The 17,252-nt window shown below is 68.1% G+C and carries 13 protein-coding genes; 9 read left to right on the top strand and 4 right to left on the bottom strand.

Annotated features, from left to right (window positions below; all coding sequences use genetic code 11):
* Nucleotides 1-3 precede the first annotated feature (3 nt).
* Nucleotides 4-687 (bottom strand): hypothetical protein, encoded by a 684-nt coding sequence (locus AB0G04_RS06650; protein WP_360977516.1) that lies wholly within the window; start codon nt 685-687, stop codon nt 4-6.
* A gap of 184 nt (nt 688-871) precedes the next feature.
* Here AB0G04_RS06650 and AB0G04_RS06645 point away from each other — a divergent pair, with 184 nt between their 5' ends.
* From AB0G04_RS06645 to AB0G04_RS06615, 7 genes are all read left to right on the top strand, one after another.
* A complete protein-coding gene (locus AB0G04_RS06645; protein WP_360977513.1) occupies nt 872-1,834 on the top strand; it encodes a hypothetical protein in 963 nt (320 codons plus the stop codon).
* Nucleotides 1,835-1,913: 79 nt separating this feature from the next.
* Complete coding sequence (locus tag AB0G04_RS06640; protein ID WP_360977510.1) at nt 1,914-3,197, top strand: O-antigen ligase family protein; 1,284 nt, start codon at nt 1,914-1,916, stop codon at nt 3,195-3,197.
* Nucleotides 3,194-4,666 (top strand): oligosaccharide flippase family protein, encoded by a 1,473-nt coding sequence (locus AB0G04_RS06635; protein ID WP_360977507.1) that lies wholly within the window; start codon nt 3,194-3,196, stop codon nt 4,664-4,666. The genes AB0G04_RS06640 and AB0G04_RS06635 overlap by 4 nt, the downstream gene beginning before the upstream one ends.
* A gap of 14 nt (nt 4,667-4,680) precedes the next feature.
* Nucleotides 4,681-5,484, top strand: a complete 804-nt coding sequence (locus tag AB0G04_RS06630) for a glycosyltransferase (RefSeq protein WP_360977504.1) — start codon at nt 4,681-4,683, stop codon at nt 5,482-5,484.
* Nucleotides 5,481-6,692, top strand: a complete 1,212-nt coding sequence (locus AB0G04_RS06625; protein ID WP_360977501.1) for a hypothetical protein — start codon at nt 5,481-5,483, stop codon at nt 6,690-6,692. Before AB0G04_RS06630 ends, AB0G04_RS06625 begins: the two co-directional genes overlap by 4 nt.
* 164 nt (nt 6,693-6,856) lie before the next feature.
* A complete protein-coding gene (locus tag AB0G04_RS06620) occupies nt 6,857-9,979 on the top strand; it encodes a DUF4082 domain-containing protein (RefSeq protein WP_360977498.1) in 3,123 nt (1,040 codons plus the stop codon).
* Between the two features lie 58 nt (nt 9,980-10,037).
* Nucleotides 10,038-11,078: a glycosyltransferase family 2 protein gene (locus AB0G04_RS06615; RefSeq protein WP_360977495.1), complete on the top strand. Its 1,041-nt coding sequence runs from the start codon at nt 10,038-10,040 to the stop codon at nt 11,076-11,078.
* Between the two features lie 48 nt (nt 11,079-11,126).
* Here AB0G04_RS06615 and AB0G04_RS06610 read toward each other — a convergent pair whose 3' ends face one another.
* The 3 genes from AB0G04_RS06610 to AB0G04_RS06600 are packed head-to-tail and all read right to left on the bottom strand — an operon-like array spanning nt 11,127 to nt 14,198.
* Nucleotides 11,127-12,242 carry a biotin/lipoyl-containing protein gene (locus AB0G04_RS06610; protein WP_360977491.1) on the bottom strand — a complete coding sequence of 372 codons (1,116 nt, stop codon included), beginning with the start codon at nt 12,240-12,242 and terminating at the stop codon, nt 11,127-11,129.
* Nucleotides 12,243-12,252: 10 nt separating this feature from the next.
* Nucleotides 12,253-13,263 (bottom strand): transketolase C-terminal domain-containing protein, encoded by a 1,011-nt coding sequence (locus tag AB0G04_RS06605; protein WP_360977488.1) that lies wholly within the window; start codon nt 13,261-13,263, stop codon nt 12,253-12,255.
* A complete protein-coding gene (locus AB0G04_RS06600; RefSeq protein WP_360977485.1) occupies nt 13,260-14,198 on the bottom strand; it encodes a thiamine pyrophosphate-dependent dehydrogenase E1 component subunit alpha in 939 nt (312 codons plus the stop codon). The genes AB0G04_RS06605 and AB0G04_RS06600 overlap by 4 nt, the downstream gene beginning before the upstream one ends.
* Before the next feature lie 320 nt (nt 14,199-14,518).
* Here AB0G04_RS06600 and AB0G04_RS06595 point away from each other — a divergent pair, with 320 nt between their 5' ends.
* Nucleotides 14,519-15,628 carry a DegT/DnrJ/EryC1/StrS family aminotransferase gene (locus AB0G04_RS06595; protein ID WP_360977481.1) on the top strand — a complete coding sequence of 370 codons (1,110 nt, stop codon included), beginning with the start codon at nt 14,519-14,521 and terminating at the stop codon, nt 15,626-15,628.
* Nucleotides 15,629-15,653: 25 nt separating this feature from the next.
* Complete coding sequence (locus AB0G04_RS06590) at nt 15,654-16,913, top strand: MFS transporter (protein WP_360977478.1); 1,260 nt, start codon at nt 15,654-15,656, stop codon at nt 16,911-16,913.
* Nucleotides 16,914-17,252: the final 339 nt, after the last annotated feature.

Below are 17,252 nucleotides of genomic sequence, written 5' to 3'. Positions count from 1 at the left end.
AAGCTAAGGGGCTGAACGGACCAGCGAACCGGACCGATTCGATGAATCGACCGTGGACAACAGCCCGGCGGCCCGCCATCGGCGCCGAGAAATGATCGTGTCTGTCCAAAATGCGACAGCCGTGCTGAGCAACACACCGAGAATCCCGACACCCATCGCCGACCTCATCGACGAGTGCGTGAGGAGGGTGGACGTCGGCGGGACCAGGGAGACCACGGTGATCCGCAGGTCGTGCTTCACGTTCCACTCGTCCTGCATGGCCTTGAGCTCCTGCTCGAAGGTGACCCGCAGCGTCTGGAGCCCGCGCAGGCTCTCCTCCTCGTCGGTGGTGATGTAGGTGATGGACATCGAGCCGATCACGTAGCGGGGCTCCTGCCGGGTGCCCGTGTTGCGGGGCTCGAACCGGTATGTCCCGGTCACCCCCTTCGCCCGGAACATCTCATGGGCGTCCGCCGTGCTGAGCCGGCTGGCCACCGCCGCCGCAGTGATCGCAATGGACGGGTACAGGCCGGTGACCGGATTTGGTGCATATTGCGAGACCGGGGGCTGGGTCATCAGCACCTCGGAAGCGAGGAACCGGTCCTGGGTGCGGATCGCGGGGAGAGCCACGGCCATGGTGATCAGTGCGCCGGCGAGGATCACGTACCACCGGCGTCTGAGGACACCCGCCATGTCGGGCAGATACATCGGCCCTGCTTAGCCGCCCCGACGGAGTCTTGTCAACTTCGATCCGGAACGGATGCCTGATAGCCACCGATAGGATCGTCGTATAGCTTGTCGAGCGTATGTCGGGGTGGCCACGGGGTGGCATGCTGATGCGAAACTTAGTGGCGGCTGACGACGTCCTGGCGGGAATTTTGGAGAGGCGTCCGTGGACCTCGGCGAGATCCTGAGCATTCTGCGCTCTCGGTGGTACATCGTCGTACCGATGCTGGTGCTGGCGTTGGGCCTCGGCGGCGCCACGTATGCCGTGGTGCCCACCACCTACTCGACCTACTCGATGGTCAGTCTCCTCAGCGCGCCCGCTGCGACCCAGACTGCGACTCAGGGCCAGGACAACCCGTTCCTCAACTTCAATGGCTCGCTTGTGGCCACGGCCGACTTCCTCGGGCGCCGGCTGCAGTCGACGGACACGGTGCTGCAACTGAAGAGTCAGGGTCTGACCGAGAAGTACGAGGTCGCCCTCGCGGAGAACGCCCAGGGCCCGTTCCTCACCCTCACCCTGACCGGCGACGACCGGGCACATCTGCTCGCCTCAGCGACCCAGCTCGCCGAGTTCGCCGAGAAGACCCTTCGGGACATCCAGCTGGAGAACGGCGTCTCGGAACGGGATCGGATCAAGCTGACCCAGGTCATCCCGCCGCAGAAGCCCAAAGCCGAGACCAAGGAGAAGCTCCAGCCGGTCATCGTTGTCGGGGGTGGCACCGCCGCCCTCGCGTTCATCCTGGTCTTCATCGTGGAGAGCCTCAGCCGAGCCCGTCGCCGCAAGGCGCTCGCCGCGGCCGGTGGTCCCGAGAAGCCCGCAGCGTCCGGCGCCGCATCCGTGACCGCCGACATCGAGGGCACGATGGTCATCCCGCTTCCGCCGGCACCGGTCCAGCGGTCGGCGGCTCCGGTCGCGCGTCCGAAGGCGATCTCGACCGAGGCCGAGAAGACGCAGCGCATCGTTGTTCCGCCACGCCCCAGCGGCACGGCTCCGGCCGAGAAGCCGAAACCACCGCGTGCCGGCAATGGCGAAGGCCCGCAGAGCGGCCGGTCCGGGATGGCCCGGACATACCAGTCGAACGGCGTTGATCGCAGGGGCCAGGATGTCAACCGGATCAACGGAAGCTGAGACACGCCCAGCACCGCGGAACCGGACGACCGCCCCGCATGGCCGCGGCCAGGGTCGCCTTTACCGCTCACAGCAACGGTTGCGGCAGCTCGGACCGGATTCGCTCCTAGCCGTCTACATCGTTCTGCTGCTGCTGGTCCCGGCCCGGCTCGTCGTCGCGAGCATCGGTGCCACCGGTACCGTTGCCAACCTGTTCCTGCTGCTGGGGCTGCTCTGGTACGCGATCAGCTGGCTGATGCGACGGGTGAAGCCGGCCGAGCACACCCGCCTGCCACGGCTGGCGCTCTTCGGATACTGCATTGCGGTGCTGCTCGCCTACGTCGCGGTCGGCCGACGCGATGCCGACGTGATGGAGTACAGCGCTGCGGACCGGGCGCTGCTGCAGCTCCTCATCTGGCTGCCATTGATCCTGCTGACCACTTCGCTGACCGAGTACCGGCAGATCGACCGCCTGCTGCGGCTCTTCGTCCGGTGTTGCGCCTGGGTGGCGGCGGTGGCGATGCTCGAGTTCCTGTTCAAGACCAGCCTCACCAGTTGGATCGTGATTCCCGGCCTCCAGTCGAACTCGGCTACCGAGCTGATCAGCCGGGGTGACTTCGTCCGGCCTACCGCCACCGCGTCGAACACTCTGGAGCTGGCCACCACCATGGTGACCGCCCTGCCGTTCGCCATCCAGCAGGCTTTCCACGGCGAAGGCCGGAGTCTCTGGCGGCGCTGGCTGCCGGTCGGCCTGATCGCGCTCGCCTCGATCATGACCGTGTCGCGTACATCAGTGATCGGTCTGGTGATCGTCATGCTCGTGCTGATGGTCACCTGGACGCCCGAGCGGGTCGGCAAGACCCTCCTCGTGCTGATCCCGGCCATAGGCGCGACCCGGATCGTCGTGCCCGGTCTCATCGGCACTCTGGTAGGACTGTTCAGCGCGATGCTCAACGGCGGGGACAACAGCACCAACTCGCGTACGGCCACGAGCGCCGACGTGGACGGATTCCTCGAAGGGCATCAGTGGTTCGGGCGGGGTCCCGGTACGTTCCTGCCCGACCTTTACCGATACACCGACAATCAGTACCTACTGGCGATGCTCGAGATCGGAATCGTCGGCCTGGTAGCCATCATCGCACTCTATGTGACGACCATTCATTGCGGTGGAGCCGGCCGCCGCCGATTCGCCGATCCCGCACGCCGGGAGACCGGTCAGGGCTTTGTAGCCGTAGGGTTCGTGCTCCTCGTCGTAACGGCCACTTTCGACACGCTGAGCTTTCCGATCGTGGCCGGATCCACTTTCCTGATGTTGGGCCTGTCGGGTGCTTACCTGAGCGTGGCTCGCCGTGAACAGGCGAGAATCGGAGATTTTCCACAGTGACGGACTTGAACCAGCGGGTGGCCACGGCCGCACGCTGGAGCCTGATCAACACGATCGTCCGCCGGGTAGGCACGTTCGCCTCCGGTGTGGTGCTCGCCCGCCTGTTCTTCGGGCCGTACGAGTGGGGTCTGTACGCGGTCGGCCTGCTGGTGCTGGCGATGTTGCTGTCATTGAACGAGATGGGTGTCAGTCTCGCCCTCGTGCGGTGGGAGGGAGACATCCGGCGGTTCGCGCCGACCGTGCTGACCCTCTCGACTCTCAGCAGCACCACTTTGTATGTCGTGTTGTACGTCTCCGCCCCGACCGTGGCCGAGCTGCTCGGCTCGCCGGAAGCCACCACGATGCTGCGCGTGCTCTGCATCAGCGTGATCATCGACGGCATCGCCTGTGTCCCGCTGGGGCAGCTCAACCGTGAGTTCCAGCAGTTCAAGCGAACTGTTGTGGACATCCTGAACTTCGTCGTCGGAACGGCCGCGACCATCGCCTTCGCGGCGGCAGGCGTCGGCGCGATGAGCTTCGCCTGGGGTTCGTTGATCGGCAACGTGCTCGCCTTGATCGGATTCGGTCTGTGCGCTCCGGGCATGCTGCGTTACGGCTGGGACACCGAGCAGGCGAAGAAGCTGATCCGGTACGGCTTCCCGCTGGCGTCGGCTAGTCTGCTGACACTCGGCATCGTCAACGTGGACTCAGTGGTCGTCGGATCGGTGCTCGGCCCCGCGGCGCTCGGCATCTACGCGATGGCCTTCAACATGTCGAGCTGGCCGGTACGCATGGTTTCCGAGACGGCCCGGCGGGTGTCGTTCGCCGGTTTCTCCCGCTTGGCCGACGAGTCGCCGGAGCGGTTCGCGGCTGGCTTCGTCCGGGCGTTCACCCTGGTCATCGCGGCTGCGGTGCCGATCTGCGTGGTGCTCGGGGTGCTCGCCACGCCGATCATCACGTTCGTCTACGGCGACCAGTGGGCGGCTGCCGGCGTGGCGTTGCAGTTCCTGGTCGCTCTGGGCCTGCTCCGCGTGGCGGTGGAGCTCGCCTACGACTGCCTGGCCACCCGGGTCCGCAAGACACTCATGCTGATGCAGGCCTGGTGGCTCGTCACCCTCGTGCCGGTGCTTGTGATCTTCGCTCACCTGTGGGGCGTGCCCGGTGTCGCGGCGGGCCACGTCGTCGTGGCGGGCCTGCTGGTCGCACCCGTCTTCCTGGCGGCGCTCGTCCGGCTCGGCATTCCGGCGAGCCGGATCCTGGCCAGTTGCGTCCGCCCGGTTCTCGGCGGTGTGGCCATGGGTGTGGTCGCCTGGGCCGGCCACCGCTGGCTCGGTGGCGGTTTCCTCGGCCTGGCCGCCGCTGGTCTCGCTTCTCTCGCGGCCTACGTGCCGTTCGTGCTCCCTGTCATCAACGGACTCCGATCCGGAGCAGCCGGCGCCGATGAGGCGCCCGCCGATGAGCCCAAGCTCGCGGCCGCCGAAACCTCCTAGGAGAACGAGGACAGATGCGTTCGCTGAAACAGCGCCTGCGAGCCCGCTATGGCTGGCTACCACTCGAGGAGCTGCGTAACAAGGTCGTTCTCGGGCACACCGCGATCGGTCTGGGCCGATTCGAACGGTCCGAGATCCGGCGGCTGCTGCCGACCATGCCCGGCGGCGTCCGCCCCAGCGCCCGTGTCGCGACCGTCGTGCTGACCTACAAGCGGCCCGACGGCGTGCTCCGTGCCGTCGAGTCGGTGTTGTCGCAGACCGTCCGTGACCAGGTCGTCGTGGTGGTCGACGACGGCGGCGGCCAGCTGCCCGAGTTCCCCGCCGACCCGCGGCTGCACGTCATCAGCCTCCGGCACAACATCAACGTGCTGGGAATCAGCCGCAACATCGGCATGGGCTTGACCGACTCGCGTTACGTCGCGTTCCTCGACGACGACAACAGCTGGCATCCGCACCATCTCGAGACGGCACTGAAACGGCTCGAGGAACCGGCGGCCGCAGCAGCGCAGCCCGATGCCGTCTACACCGCCATGCTGCGCGTGCTGCCGGACGGGACCCAGCACGATGTGCTCTCCGTGCCGTTCGACCGCAAGCTCGCCTGGGAGCGGTGCTTCCTGGACACCAATCCGCTGGTCGTCCGGCGGATGCCGGGCATGCGATTCAGCCGGCTGCGGCGCAGCTCGTCGGTGGCACCGAAAGAGGACTGGGAGTTCATCTACCGCCTCAGCCGCCGGCACCGCGTCGAGCACATCCCGGAACCGACCGTGAACTACGCCGTCAACCCGAACAGCTATTGGACCGCCTGGGAGATGTCATGACCGCCGGCCGGCGCAAGTTCCTTCTTCCCGCGGGTCTGGCCGTCCTGCTGGCCGTCGCCCTGGCAGCCGTCGTGCTGCTACGCGACCGGGGCGCCGGGCCGACCCCCGGCGTGAACGCCGCAACCGGCGCCTCCGACGGTGCGCCGACCGGACCGGCCGGCCTGCCCGGCGCCGGGGCCCTGCCGTCCGGTGCGCCGGCGGTGTCCGGAGCTCCGTCTCCGGCCACCGAGCCGACCGCCGCACCGACCAAGACCACAGCGCTTGCGGTGAATGCGACCGGCGGCGGCCGGTACCCGGCGCGGTACTCGGTCGGTGCGCCCGGGGTGAAGCGCTACAAGCAGTCCGATGCCCGGCTGCCGGTGCCGAAGGGCTACAAGGTGCTGCAGCCGCATAACAAGGAGAGCAAGGAGTGGGACCTCTACGACTGCAACGGCACGGTCAACCTGGATCGTAAATACTTCAAGGCGTTCATCTACATCGGCACCGGCTGCCATGGCACGGTGAACATCACCAACTCGATCATCGCGCCGCCGCCCGGTTCGGCGAACCGGGCGATCCTGGTGAACTCCGATGGATCGGGCAAGCTGAAGCTGAACCTCACCAACGTCACCATCCGGCCGGAGCCGGTCGGGCTCGGTGAGAAGAGCACACCGTTGAACGATCACGCGATCAATGACTGCGCTACCTGCACGATCACGATGAACCGGGTCGACGTCGCCAACACCGGCGGTATGTGTCTGTGCGGTGCCCGTACGACCATCCGCCACAGCTGGCTGCACGACAACTACATCGCCAATCTCAGTGATCCGTCCGCGGCGCACACCGGCGGGGTCTTCCCCTACGGCGGCACCGGCCCGATCACGATCGAGAACAGCCGCTTGGAGCCGGGCATCAACGCGTACACCGGAAAGCCGGTGCCGAACTATTGGAAGGCGATCACCGCCGTCCTCTTCACGCAGAGCGTCGACGGTTCCAAGTTGCAGAACTATTCGGTCCGTAACAGCTTCATCTCGCTCGGTGCATACGGGCTCTACGCACAGACCGGCGTCGACCTGAAGATCACCGGCAATGTCTTCGGCCCGACCCATTGGGACGCGGCCGGCGGTTGTGACTCCAACTGTTCGACGACTTACGGGGAGTGGTCGGACAATGTCGTCGGATCCATCGACGGCGTACCTACCAAAAAGCAGGTACCGAAGCCGAAATAGGACTTTCGGCGGTTTCATCTCTCCCGAACGGACGCCCGGGTTGCTGCACCCGGTCGTCCGGTGATCTCACGTTCCCATGAAAAGAGAGTCGAGTGATCCACAGGCTCGCCACAGGCGCGGTATCCGCGCTGATAATCGCAACCGCGATTCTGACACCGGCAGTGGTGCTCGCTGCCGAGGACCCGTGCGGCCTCAATTCCAACCCCATCGTCTGCGAGAACTCGAAAGATGGCGTCCCCCTCGAAGACTGGTACGGCGACAGCTCGTGGGGCGACATCGGTGGTTTCACCACCAAGATGAGCGTTCAGCCCGGCGAGACGCTGCGGCTCAAGGTGAACTCGCCGACCAGCTTCACGGTCAAGTTCTTCCGCCTTGGCTACTACGGCGGTGACGGCGCGCGTCAGATGCCGACATCGCCCACCACGACGTTTCCCGCCAATGAGCAGGACGAGTGCCTGAAGGACCCGGCCACCGGCTTGGTCGACTGCGGCAACTGGGACACCAACGTCACCTGGCCGGTGCCGTCCGACGCGGTTCCCGGTGTCTACCTCGCGATCCTCGACCAGGGCCAGGGCCGCGGCTACTCGCCGTACCCGTTCGTCGTGTCCGACGACGACAGCGACGCCGACATCCTGGTGCAGACCTCCGACCAGACCTGGCAGGCCTACAACAAGTGGGGTGGCCAGAACTTCTACGAGGGCGGCGGTCCGGCTCCGGACGGCCGTGCGTACAAGGTGAGCTACAACCGGCCGATGCGGATCGCCGGTGACAACGCCATCCTGTCCAGCGAGTACCCGATGATCCAGTGGCTGGAGCGCAACGGGTACGACCTGAACTACGCCTCGAACATCGACGTGTCGACCAAGCCGTCGTTGTTGCAGAACCACAAGGTCTACTTGTCGTCCGGGCACGACGAATACTGGGACCAGGGCATCTGGGACAACGTCAAGGCGGCCCGCGGTGCCGGTGTCCACCTGGCGTTCTTCAGCGGCAACGAGGCGTTCTGGCGGACCCGGCTCGAGCCGTCGATCGCCACCAACGGTGGTGCGGACCGCACCCTCGTCAGCTACAAGACGACCAAGATGAAGCAGAACCCGCCGAACGGCGTCCCCGACCCGAGCGGTCAGTGGACCGGTACGTGGATGGACCCGGCCGGCGCCGGGACCGGCGGCAACAAGCCGCAGAACGAGATCACCGGCACGCTCTTCTCGGTCAACGGGTACCGCAACGACGCCATGACGGTGTCGTCGGAGTTCAAAGACCTGCGATTGTGGCGGGACACGGCGATCGAGGACCTCAACGCGGGCGAGGTGGCCACCTTCCCGACCGGGACCCTCGGCTACGAGTGGGACTCCGACGTGGAGAACGCCGCCCGGCCGCCGGGCATGATCCGGTTCTCGTCGACGACTCTTCAGATCACCGACGGCACGCTGCTCCTCGACGAGGGCAACAACTACGGCAACGGCGTCGCCACCCACAGCGTCGTCATGTACCGGGACCAGGTCTCCAACGCGTTGGTCTTCGGTTCCGGCACGGTGCAGTGGTCATGGGGCCTGAGCGCACTGCACACCGGGCCCGCCAGCTCCGAGGACCCGCGGATGCAGCAGGCCACCGCGAACCTCCTGGCCGACATGGACTCGCTGCCGAAGACGTTGCAGTCGAACCTCACGATGCCCACCAAGTCCACCGACACTGTGGGGCCGGCCGTCAACGTCAGCGCGCCCACAGCGGGCGCGACGGTGCCGGTGCTCTCCGCGTTCACGATCAGCGGCACCGCGTCGGACACCGCCGGTGTGCTCGGCCGCGTCGAGGTGTCCACTGACGGTGGCAGCAGCTGGCGTGCGGCGAACGGGCTGGCCAACTGGTCCTACACCTGGACGCCGGCGGCGCAGGGCCCGGCCCAGATCAAGGTGCGGGGTATCGACGACAGCTTGAACTTCGGGCCGGTCAAGACCATCAACGTGACCGTCGGCCCGCAGCAGTGTCCGTGCACCACGTTCACCGGGACCGACGTCCCGGCGATCGTCGACTCGCGGGACGGCTCGCCGAACGAACTGGGCGCCAAGTTCCGCGTCTCCGTGCCGGCCACCGTCACGGGGGTGAGGTTCTACAAGTCTCCGTCGAACACCGGAACCCACGTCGGCAAGCTGTGGACCACCGGCGGCAAGCTGCTCGCCTCCGGCAACTTCACCAACGAGACCGCCAGCGGCTGGCAGACCATGCAGTTCAGCCAGCCGGTGCAGATCGCAGCCAACACCACGTACATCGTGTCGTACTACACGCCGACCGGGCGATACTCGTACACCAGCGCGTACTTCAAGGCGAAGGGCGCGGGTGAGGGCGTGGTCAAGCAGCTCCAGTCAGGGGTGACCGGCCCGAACGGCGTCTACAAGTACGGCAGCGGCGGCGGGTTCCCGAACCAGTCCTGGAACGACACCAACTACTGGGTGGACGTGGTTGTCGACACCTCGACGGCGATCACCACTCCGCCCGTGGTGACGGTGAAGACACCGACCGCCGGCGACGCGGGTGTGGCCCGTAACACCGCGGTGACGGCGACGTTCGACCATGACGTGGACCCGTCGCAGCTCGCCTTCACGTTGAAGGCCGGCAGCGCCACGATCCCCGCCAAGGTGTCGTACGACGACGCCACCCGCAAGGCCACGCTCCGGCCGGACAACGTGCTGGACGCGAGCGCGCAGCACACCGCCTCGGTCCAGGCCACCGATGTGTGGGGCAACGCGATGTCCTCGCCGGTCACCTGGTCGTTCACCACCGGTGCGGGGGTCTCGTGTCCGTGCTCGGTGTTCAGCGCGGCGGCGACCCCGGACGTGGAGAGCGCGGGGGAGGCCAACGCCCTCGAGCTCGGCATGCGGTTCACCTCGGCGCTCGACGGATATGTCACCGGTGTCCGGTTCTACAAGGGATACCGCAACACCGGCACGCACACGGGCACGCTGTGGTCCGCGACCGGGCAGGAACTGGCGACCGGCACGTTCTCCAACGAGACGACCAGCGGCTGGCAGACCCTCCAGTTCGCAACCCCGGTGCAGATCAACGCGAACACGCAGTACGTCGTGTCGTACCACACGGACGTGGGCTTCTACTCGTACAGCAGCGCCTACTTCACGCAGGCGCGGAGCGCGTACCCGCTGACCGCGGTGGCCGACACCAGCGCCGCTCGCAACGGTCTGTTCCGGGCCAGCGCGAGCCGGGTGTTCCCGACATCGAGCTGGAACGGGAACAACTACTGGGTCGACGTGGTCTTCACCACCACCGCACCGTGAGTTGAAGGGCCCGGCGCCATTCCGGCGCCGGGCCCGCCTTTTGATGGGGAGAACAAAGGTGAGTTCGGTCAGCGTCGTGATCCCGTGCTACAAGTACGGCGATTACCTGCGGGCATGCGTGGACACGGTGCTCGACAACCCGGGGGTCGACGTCCGGGTTCTGATCATCGATGACGCGTCGCCGGACGACTCGGCGGCGAAGGCGCGTGCCATCGCCGAGGCCGACCCCCGCGTCGAGGTACGGGTGCACGAGCAGAACAAGGGCCACATCGCGACGTACAACGAAGGCCTTCTCGAATGGGCTGACGGCGACTACTGCGCGCTGCTGTCCGCCGACGACATGCTGACTCCGGGTGCCCTGACCCGGGCTGTCGCGCTGCTCGACGCTAACCCGGAGGTGGGGTTCGCGTACGGGCATCCGGTGCACTTCCAGCACCCCGGCCCGCCGCCGCCTGCCAACCTCGGTACCGGTGGCACCAAGGTCTACAACGGCCACTGGTGGCTGGAGCGGCGGTTCCGGGAGGCAACCGGCTGCATCACCTCACCCGAGGTCGTGGTGCGAACCGACCTGCAGCACAAGGTGGGCGGGTACGACCCGGAGCTGCCGCATGCCGGTGACATCGAGATGTGGATGCGGCTCGCGGCGCATGCCGATGTCGGTTATGTCCAGGCCGACCAGGCGTACTACCGGCTGCACGGAAGGAACATGTCGGCCACCGACTTCGCCGGTCAGCTGGACGATCTGCGGCAGCGGAAGACCGCCTACGAGGCGGTGCTGATCAAGACCCGGGATCTGCTGCCGGAGGCGGACCGGTGGGACGCGATGGTCCACCGCCGGCTGGCGCGCTTCGCCCTGCGGCGGGCGGTCCGGGCGTACGACCGCGGCCGTACCGCCACCGTACCCGAGGACGAGCTGGTGGCGTTCGCGGCGGAGTGCTGGCCGGACTACCGGAACCTGCCGGAGTTTCGCGGTCTCGAGGTGCGCCGGAAGGTCGGCGCGAAGGCCATGCCGTACCTGCAGCCGCTGGTCCTCTCGGCCGTGGCGGCCAAGGGCCGTGAGTGGCTCTGGTGGCAGTCGTGGCGCCGGCGCGGCATCTGATCAGAAGGAGAAGGGGGCCCGCGAGGGCCCCCTTTCGCATGCCGGAGATCAGCGACGCAGCGGTACGACCGTCGTCGTCACGGTCTTGGTCTTGACCACGTGCTCGGCGGGGACCGAGCTGACGATCACGGCGCCCGAGGCGACCGCCACGTCGTCGCCGATCACCACGTCGGGCTCGATGACGATGCCCGTGCCGAAGCGGGTCCGGCTGCCGATGGTGACCATGCCGGAGGTGTAGACCGACGGCCCCGTGGCATTGTCGTCGCCGATCACGCTGTGGTGGTCGAACGAGTTGTACGCCGAGAAGAAGTTGTTGTCACCAACCCGCACACCGGTCGCGACGTGGCAGAACGCGCAGATGATGTTGCCCTGCCCGAGCGTCACGTCGGTGGCGATCTTCGCGGTCGGGTCGATCGCGTTGGCCAGCGGGACGCCGGCCTCCTCGCACGCCTTGCGGAACTTGGCCCGGACCGCCGGCGACTTCCCGATCGCGATGATCGCCGCGTCGAAGACACCCGCCGCGAACAACTCGGTGAGCCGCCCGCTGCCGCCGACCACCGGCACGCCGTGCACGTCGGCGCCCCACCTGGCCGCGTCGTCGTCGACGATCGCGACGGCCTGCTGGGTCTTGCTGCCGGCCAGAATGTCGAGCACCTGGGTCGCGCCGAGCGCCGCCCCGATGATCAGGATCCGTTGCCGGCCGGGTGCTCCGGTCAGCGGGACGGGTAGGTCTTCCACCTCGACGGCGGCCGGCTTGTGAAAGGCCTCGACGTCCTTGACCGTGATTAGCCGGTCGAGCTTGAGCGTGGCCAGGTCGACTCCGAGTTCGGCCGCCCGCTGTAGCGCCTTCACGGTCGCCCGCGGTCCCTCCGACGAGACGGCGTCGGAGACGGCCGCTGCCTCGGCGATGACGTGGGCGTCGCGGGCTGCCGTGTCGTCGAAGAGCATCCCGATCGGGTCCTTCAACGGGACCTCGGTGCCCTTGGCGGCCTTGTGCAGCAGCACCCCGGCGACCGGGGCCAGCACCTCGAGGACCGACTTGCTCGTCTCGACCTCGGCGAGCAGCTCATCCTTCTCCACCTCGGCGCCGTCCTCGGCGAACCACATCACGAGGATGCCGTGCTCGCTGTTGACGTCGTTGGTGGGAACCAGGACGGGATTCACGAAGTCTCCTTCACGCGGCGGCGGCGCGGACGGCCGCCTCGATGCGGGCAGTGCCGACCAGCACCCCGGCCTCCTTCGTCTTCGACGAGGGGATGATCGTGGGCTCGCTGGCCACGACGTCGACCGGGCGGTCCAGCCGTCCGAACAGGCGGCGGGAGATCACCGACGCGGCTTCGGAGCCCCAGGACCACCCGTCGGCGCCCTCCTCGACGGTGACGAGACGGCCGGTGGTGGCCACCGAACGCTCCACTGGCGCCCAATCCATCGGGGCGATCTGCGCCGGGACGATCAGCTCGGCGAAGATCTCCTCCTCGATGGCCAGGCGCTCGATCACCTGTGCGGCGAGCATCGCTTGGTAGCCGTACGCCAGGACGCTGACCGAGCAGTCCTCGGCGGGCACCGCGGACAGCCGGATCGTCGGCAGCGCGCCGGGCGACGCGTCGGAGGTGGCGATCAGGTCGCCGACCCGCCCGTTGACCGGCAGCGTCAGGTGCTGCGGGTAGAGCAGTTTGTGCTCCACGTAGAGCACCGGCTCGTCACGGGACAGGAAGTCGGCGAAGACGGTGCGCGGGTCGTGGTAGAGCGAGGCCGCGACGACCCGTAGGTGCGGTACGCCGAGGAAGTGCTTCTCCAGGCTCTGGCTGTGCGTCGGGCCGTAGCCGCGGTGGCCGCCGGTCGCCGCGCGGATGATCACCGGGCAGGTCGCCTGCCCGGCGTACATCGTCTGGTATTTGGTGATGTGGTTGACGACCTGGTCGAACATCAGCGTCAGGAAGTCGCCGAACATGACCTCGGCGATCGGCCGGTAACCGGCGAGGGCCAGCCCGGCCGAGATCCCGGCGATGGCGCCCTCACTGATCGGCGTGGTCCGCACCCGCTGGGGGAAGGCCGTCGACAGGCCGCGGGTCACCTTGAACGCGCCGCCGTACGGATCGGCGATGTCCTCACCGAGCAGCACCACCCGCCGGTCGTCACCGAGAGCGCCGTGCAGCGTGTCGTTGAGCTCCTTCGCGAAGATCACGCCAGGGCCCGCGCCGTCGCCACGACCTCGCTCAAAGCGGTCTCCACCTCGTCGTCGATCCGCAGCTGGTCGGCGTCGCCGAGCCGGCGCCCGTGCACCACCAGCGGCTCGACCAGCCAGTGCGCGTCGATCTCGTCCTGCGGCCGCTCGTCGTCGCTCTTGGAGTGATGACACAGCCGGTAAGTGTGGATCAGCAGCACCCGGGGGCCGTCACCGGAGCGGACCGCGGCGACCTCTTCGCCGGCGATCGTGCTCAGCTCCTCCACGTCGGTGCTGTCGACCTCGCGGACCGGCACGCCGAAGGCGGAGAACCGGGCGGCCATGTCACCGGCCAGGTTCGCGCCGACCGGGGTGCTCTGCGCCCACCGGTTGTCCTCGCAGACCACCAGCAGCGGCAGCTTCCACAGGGCGGCCATGTTCAGCGTCTCGTAGACGACGCCCTCGCCGAGCGTCCCGTCGCCGATGAACACCACGCTCACCGCGCCGTTGCCCTCCAGTTGGTTCGCCATCGCGATGCCGGCTGCGTTCGGCACGATGCCGCCCTGGACGCCGTTGGACTTGAAGCCCGGCGCGCAAATGTGCTGGCTGCCGCCCATGCCGCGGCAGACGCCTGCCTCCTTGCCCATGATCTCGGCCATCAGGCCCAGCGCGTCGCCGGAGTGCGCGAGGTAGTGGCCGTGGCAGCGGTGGTTGCTGAAGATGTGGTCACCGTCGGTGAGGTGCTCGGTGACCGCGACCGCGTCCGCCTCCTGGCCGATGCAGGCGTGCGTGGTGCCGTTGAGCGCACCCTCCTCGAACAGTTGGAGCAGTGTCTCCTCGAACCGCCGGATGAACCGCATGCGCCGGTACCGCCGGTGAGCGAGCGGTTCGCCGGGCACGCCGGTGAGCCGCTCGTCGGTCCCGGCCGCCCCCGGCGCGAGCACCGTCGAACTCAAAATGCCTCCCCTGGCCCGCCCCACGGGGACGGAAGATCTCATCACGCCCGACGATACCGATGGCGCTCACCCGGATGGACACACCTTCAGGCAGGGCGGAACCACCGGGGATCGACGAACACGAGCCGAACGGACGGATCGCCCCACCCTTCGGGGGGCATCGCCCCGCACGACGCTGACTACAGTAGTCGAGGTGATCGCGGGCGTGCCGTGAAGGAAAACCCGATGCCGGATAGTCGTCACTGAGACGCCGCACACGCCTCTCTGGCGGTACGGTCCCGTCCGCTCAAGACAGTCAGGACCCGGGGAGACCACAACTCATGATTCCGCTCGTCGATCTTCAAGCTGCCCACGCCGAGGTCGCCGAGGAGGTGGAGGCCGGGTTCAAGCGGGTGCTCGCCACCACGGGCTTCATCGGCGGACCCGAGGTCACGGCGTTCGAGCGCGAGTTCGCGGAGTTCTCCGGCGCGGCGCACTGTGTCGGTGTGGCGAACGGCACCGACGCGGTCGAGCTGGCACTGCGGGCCGCCGGGGTCAAGGCCGGTGACGAGGTGGTCGTCCCGGCGAACACGTTCGTCGGCACGGTCGAGCCGGTCGCCCGGATCGGCGCCCGCGTCGTGATGGCCGACATCGACCCCGACACCTACCTCGTCGACGTCAAGGCGATGCTGTCCGCGATCGGCCCGAAGACCACGGCCGTCGTTCCGGTCCACCTCTACGGGCAGCTCGCCGCCGCCGACGAGCTGCGGGCGGCGCTGGCCGGCAGTGGGGTCGCGGTCGTCGAGGACGCCGCACAGTGCCAGGGCGCGCTGCGGCATGGTCGCGGCGCGGGCGCCGACGGCATCGCGGCCACGAGCTTCTACCCCGGCAAGAACCTCGGGGCGTACGGCGACGCGGGCGCCGTGGTCACGCCGGACGAAGAGCAGGCCACCCTGGTCCGCACGCTGGGCAGCCACGGCGGCCTGACGAAATACATCCACGACGTGGTCGGGGTCAACAGTCGCCTCGACGCACTCCAGGCCGTGGTGCTGCGTGCCAAGCTGGCCCGGCTCGCCGGGTGGAACGCCACCCGCCGCGCCGCCGCCGACCGCTACCACGAGCTGCTGTCCGGCTTGGACGTGGTCCGCCCGGTCACCCTCGACGGCAACGAGCACGTCTGGCACCTGTACGTGATCCGGATCCCCGGCGGCCCCGGGCGCCGCGACGCCGTGCTGGCCAGGCTGCACGAGGCCGGGGTCGGCGCCGGTATCCACTACCCGTTCCCGCTGCACCTGACGCCCGCGTTCGCCGACCCCAAGTACCCGGCCGGCAGCTTCCCGAATTCGGAGAAGGCGGCCGATGAGATCCTTTCGCTGCCGCTGTACCCGCAGATCACGCCCGCGCAGCAGGAGGCGACCGTGGGTGCGCTGGCCGCCGCGCTCAGGGACTGAGAACCAACAGGACTGAGAGCACCACGTGTACATCTCCATTCGGGACAAGCCCGCCTCCGACGGGGCGGGCGGTCCCCGTGGCCAGCGCCCCCGTATCGCTGCCACGGTCTTCCTGCTCGGCACGGTCAGCCTGCTCACCGATGTTTCGTCGGAGATGGTGGCCGCGGTTCTGCCGCTCTACCTCACTGCCGAGCTCGGGCTCAGCCTGATCGCATACGGCGTCGTCGACGGTCTTTACCAGGGTGTCAGCGCCCTGGTACGGATCTTCGGCGGTTACCTGAACGACCGGACGAATCGGCCCAAGTGGATCGCCGTGGCGGGGTACGGCGTATCCGCTCTGAGCAGGATTGCCCTGATCTCGGCGCAGGGCTTCGTGGCGATCACCGCCGTGGTGACCGCTGACCGGCTGGGCAAGGGGTTCCGGACCGCGCCCCGTGACGCGCTGATCGCGGACGTCTCCGAGCCGGGCGTGCTCGGCCGCGCGTTCGGGGTTCACCGCATGATGGACACCGTCGGCGCGGCGCTCGGCCCGCTGGCCGCGTTCGGGTTGTTGCTGCTGGTGCCGGGTGACTACAACTCGGTGTTCGTGGCGTCGTTCGCCTTCGGGATCATCGGTGTCGCGGTGCTCGTACTCTTCGTGCCGGACCGGCGCACCGCGGGCGGTGGCCCCGGACTGCCGCTGCGCAAACTGTTCGGCGAGCTGACCAGCCCGCGACTGCGGCGCCCGCTGCTCGCCGTCGGCGTTCTCGGCCTGCTGACCGTCGGCGACGGTTTCCTCTACCTGTCGCTCCAGCACCGCGACGACTTCGCGGCCCGCTGGTTCCCGCTGATGTACGTCGGTACGAACCTCGTCTACCTGCTGCTCGCCATCCCGGTCGGCCGGCTCGCGGACCGGGTCGGGCGTGCCAGAGTCTTCATCGGCGGTCACGTGGCGCTGCTCGCCGTCTACCTGGTCGCCGCCGTCCCGAGCGGCGGGCTGGCGCTCACGCTGCTGGCGCTGGGCCTGCTCGGCTGCTACTACGCCGCGACCGACGGCGTGCTACCCGCGCTGATCAGTCCGCGTGTCCCGGCGGCGGCGCGGGGGAGTGGGATCGCGGCCGCGCAGACCGTCGTGGTTCTGGCCCGGTTCGCGATGTCCCTGATGTTCGCGGTCCTGTGGCAGTTCATGGGCCCGTCCGCCGCGTTGTACCTGGCCGCCGCGCTGCTCGTGGCCGGCATCGTCGTCAGCGCCCGACTGCTGCGTGGCGTCGACCAGGCCGAGCCGGTCCGGGAGGCCACGTCGTGAGGGTGCGAGTCAAACTGGCCGCGTTCGGCGCCGTCCTGGTGGCGTCGATGGCCGGCACCGTCGCCTACATCATCGACACCCGTCAGGAGCAGGAGCGGCAGATCGCCGAGGCGCCACCGGTGCCGGTCACCGACCTGAAACTGGTGTCCCAGCAGGCCCGAATCATCTTCCGCAGCACCGCGATCGGTGACGACTACGGCCGGGTCGCTGTGGTGCGGTTGGACGACCCGGACGGGGCGCGCGCGTTCACGCCGGCCACATGCGACCGGGTCTACTCGCGGCAGGGCGAGGCGGTCTGCCTCTACTCGAAGGCGGGGTTCGTCACCACGTACCGCGCCG

It is taken from the genome of Actinoplanes sp. NPDC023801, assembly GCF_040639655.1.
Classification (GTDB): domain Bacteria; phylum Actinomycetota; class Actinomycetes; order Mycobacteriales; family Micromonosporaceae; genus Actinoplanes.
Note: the sequence above shows the minus strand (reverse complement) of the source record. Positions and strands in the feature narration are given on the sequence as shown.

Excerpts from the sequence above, each read along its gene's own strand:
- AB0G04_RS06650 (WP_360977516.1), bottom strand. The coding sequence starts at position 687 with ATGTATCTGCCCGACATGGCGGGTGTCCTCAGACGCCGGTGGTACGTG.
- AB0G04_RS06630 (WP_360977504.1), top strand. The coding sequence starts at position 4,681 with ATGCGTTCGCTGAAACAGCGCCTGCGAGCCCGCTATGGCTGGCTACCA.
- AB0G04_RS06625 (WP_360977501.1), top strand. The coding sequence starts at position 5,481 with ATGACCGCCGGCCGGCGCAAGTTCCTTCTTCCCGCGGGTCTGGCCGTC.
- AB0G04_RS06595 (WP_360977481.1), top strand. The coding sequence starts at position 14,519 with ATGATTCCGCTCGTCGATCTTCAAGCTGCCCACGCCGAGGTCGCCGAG.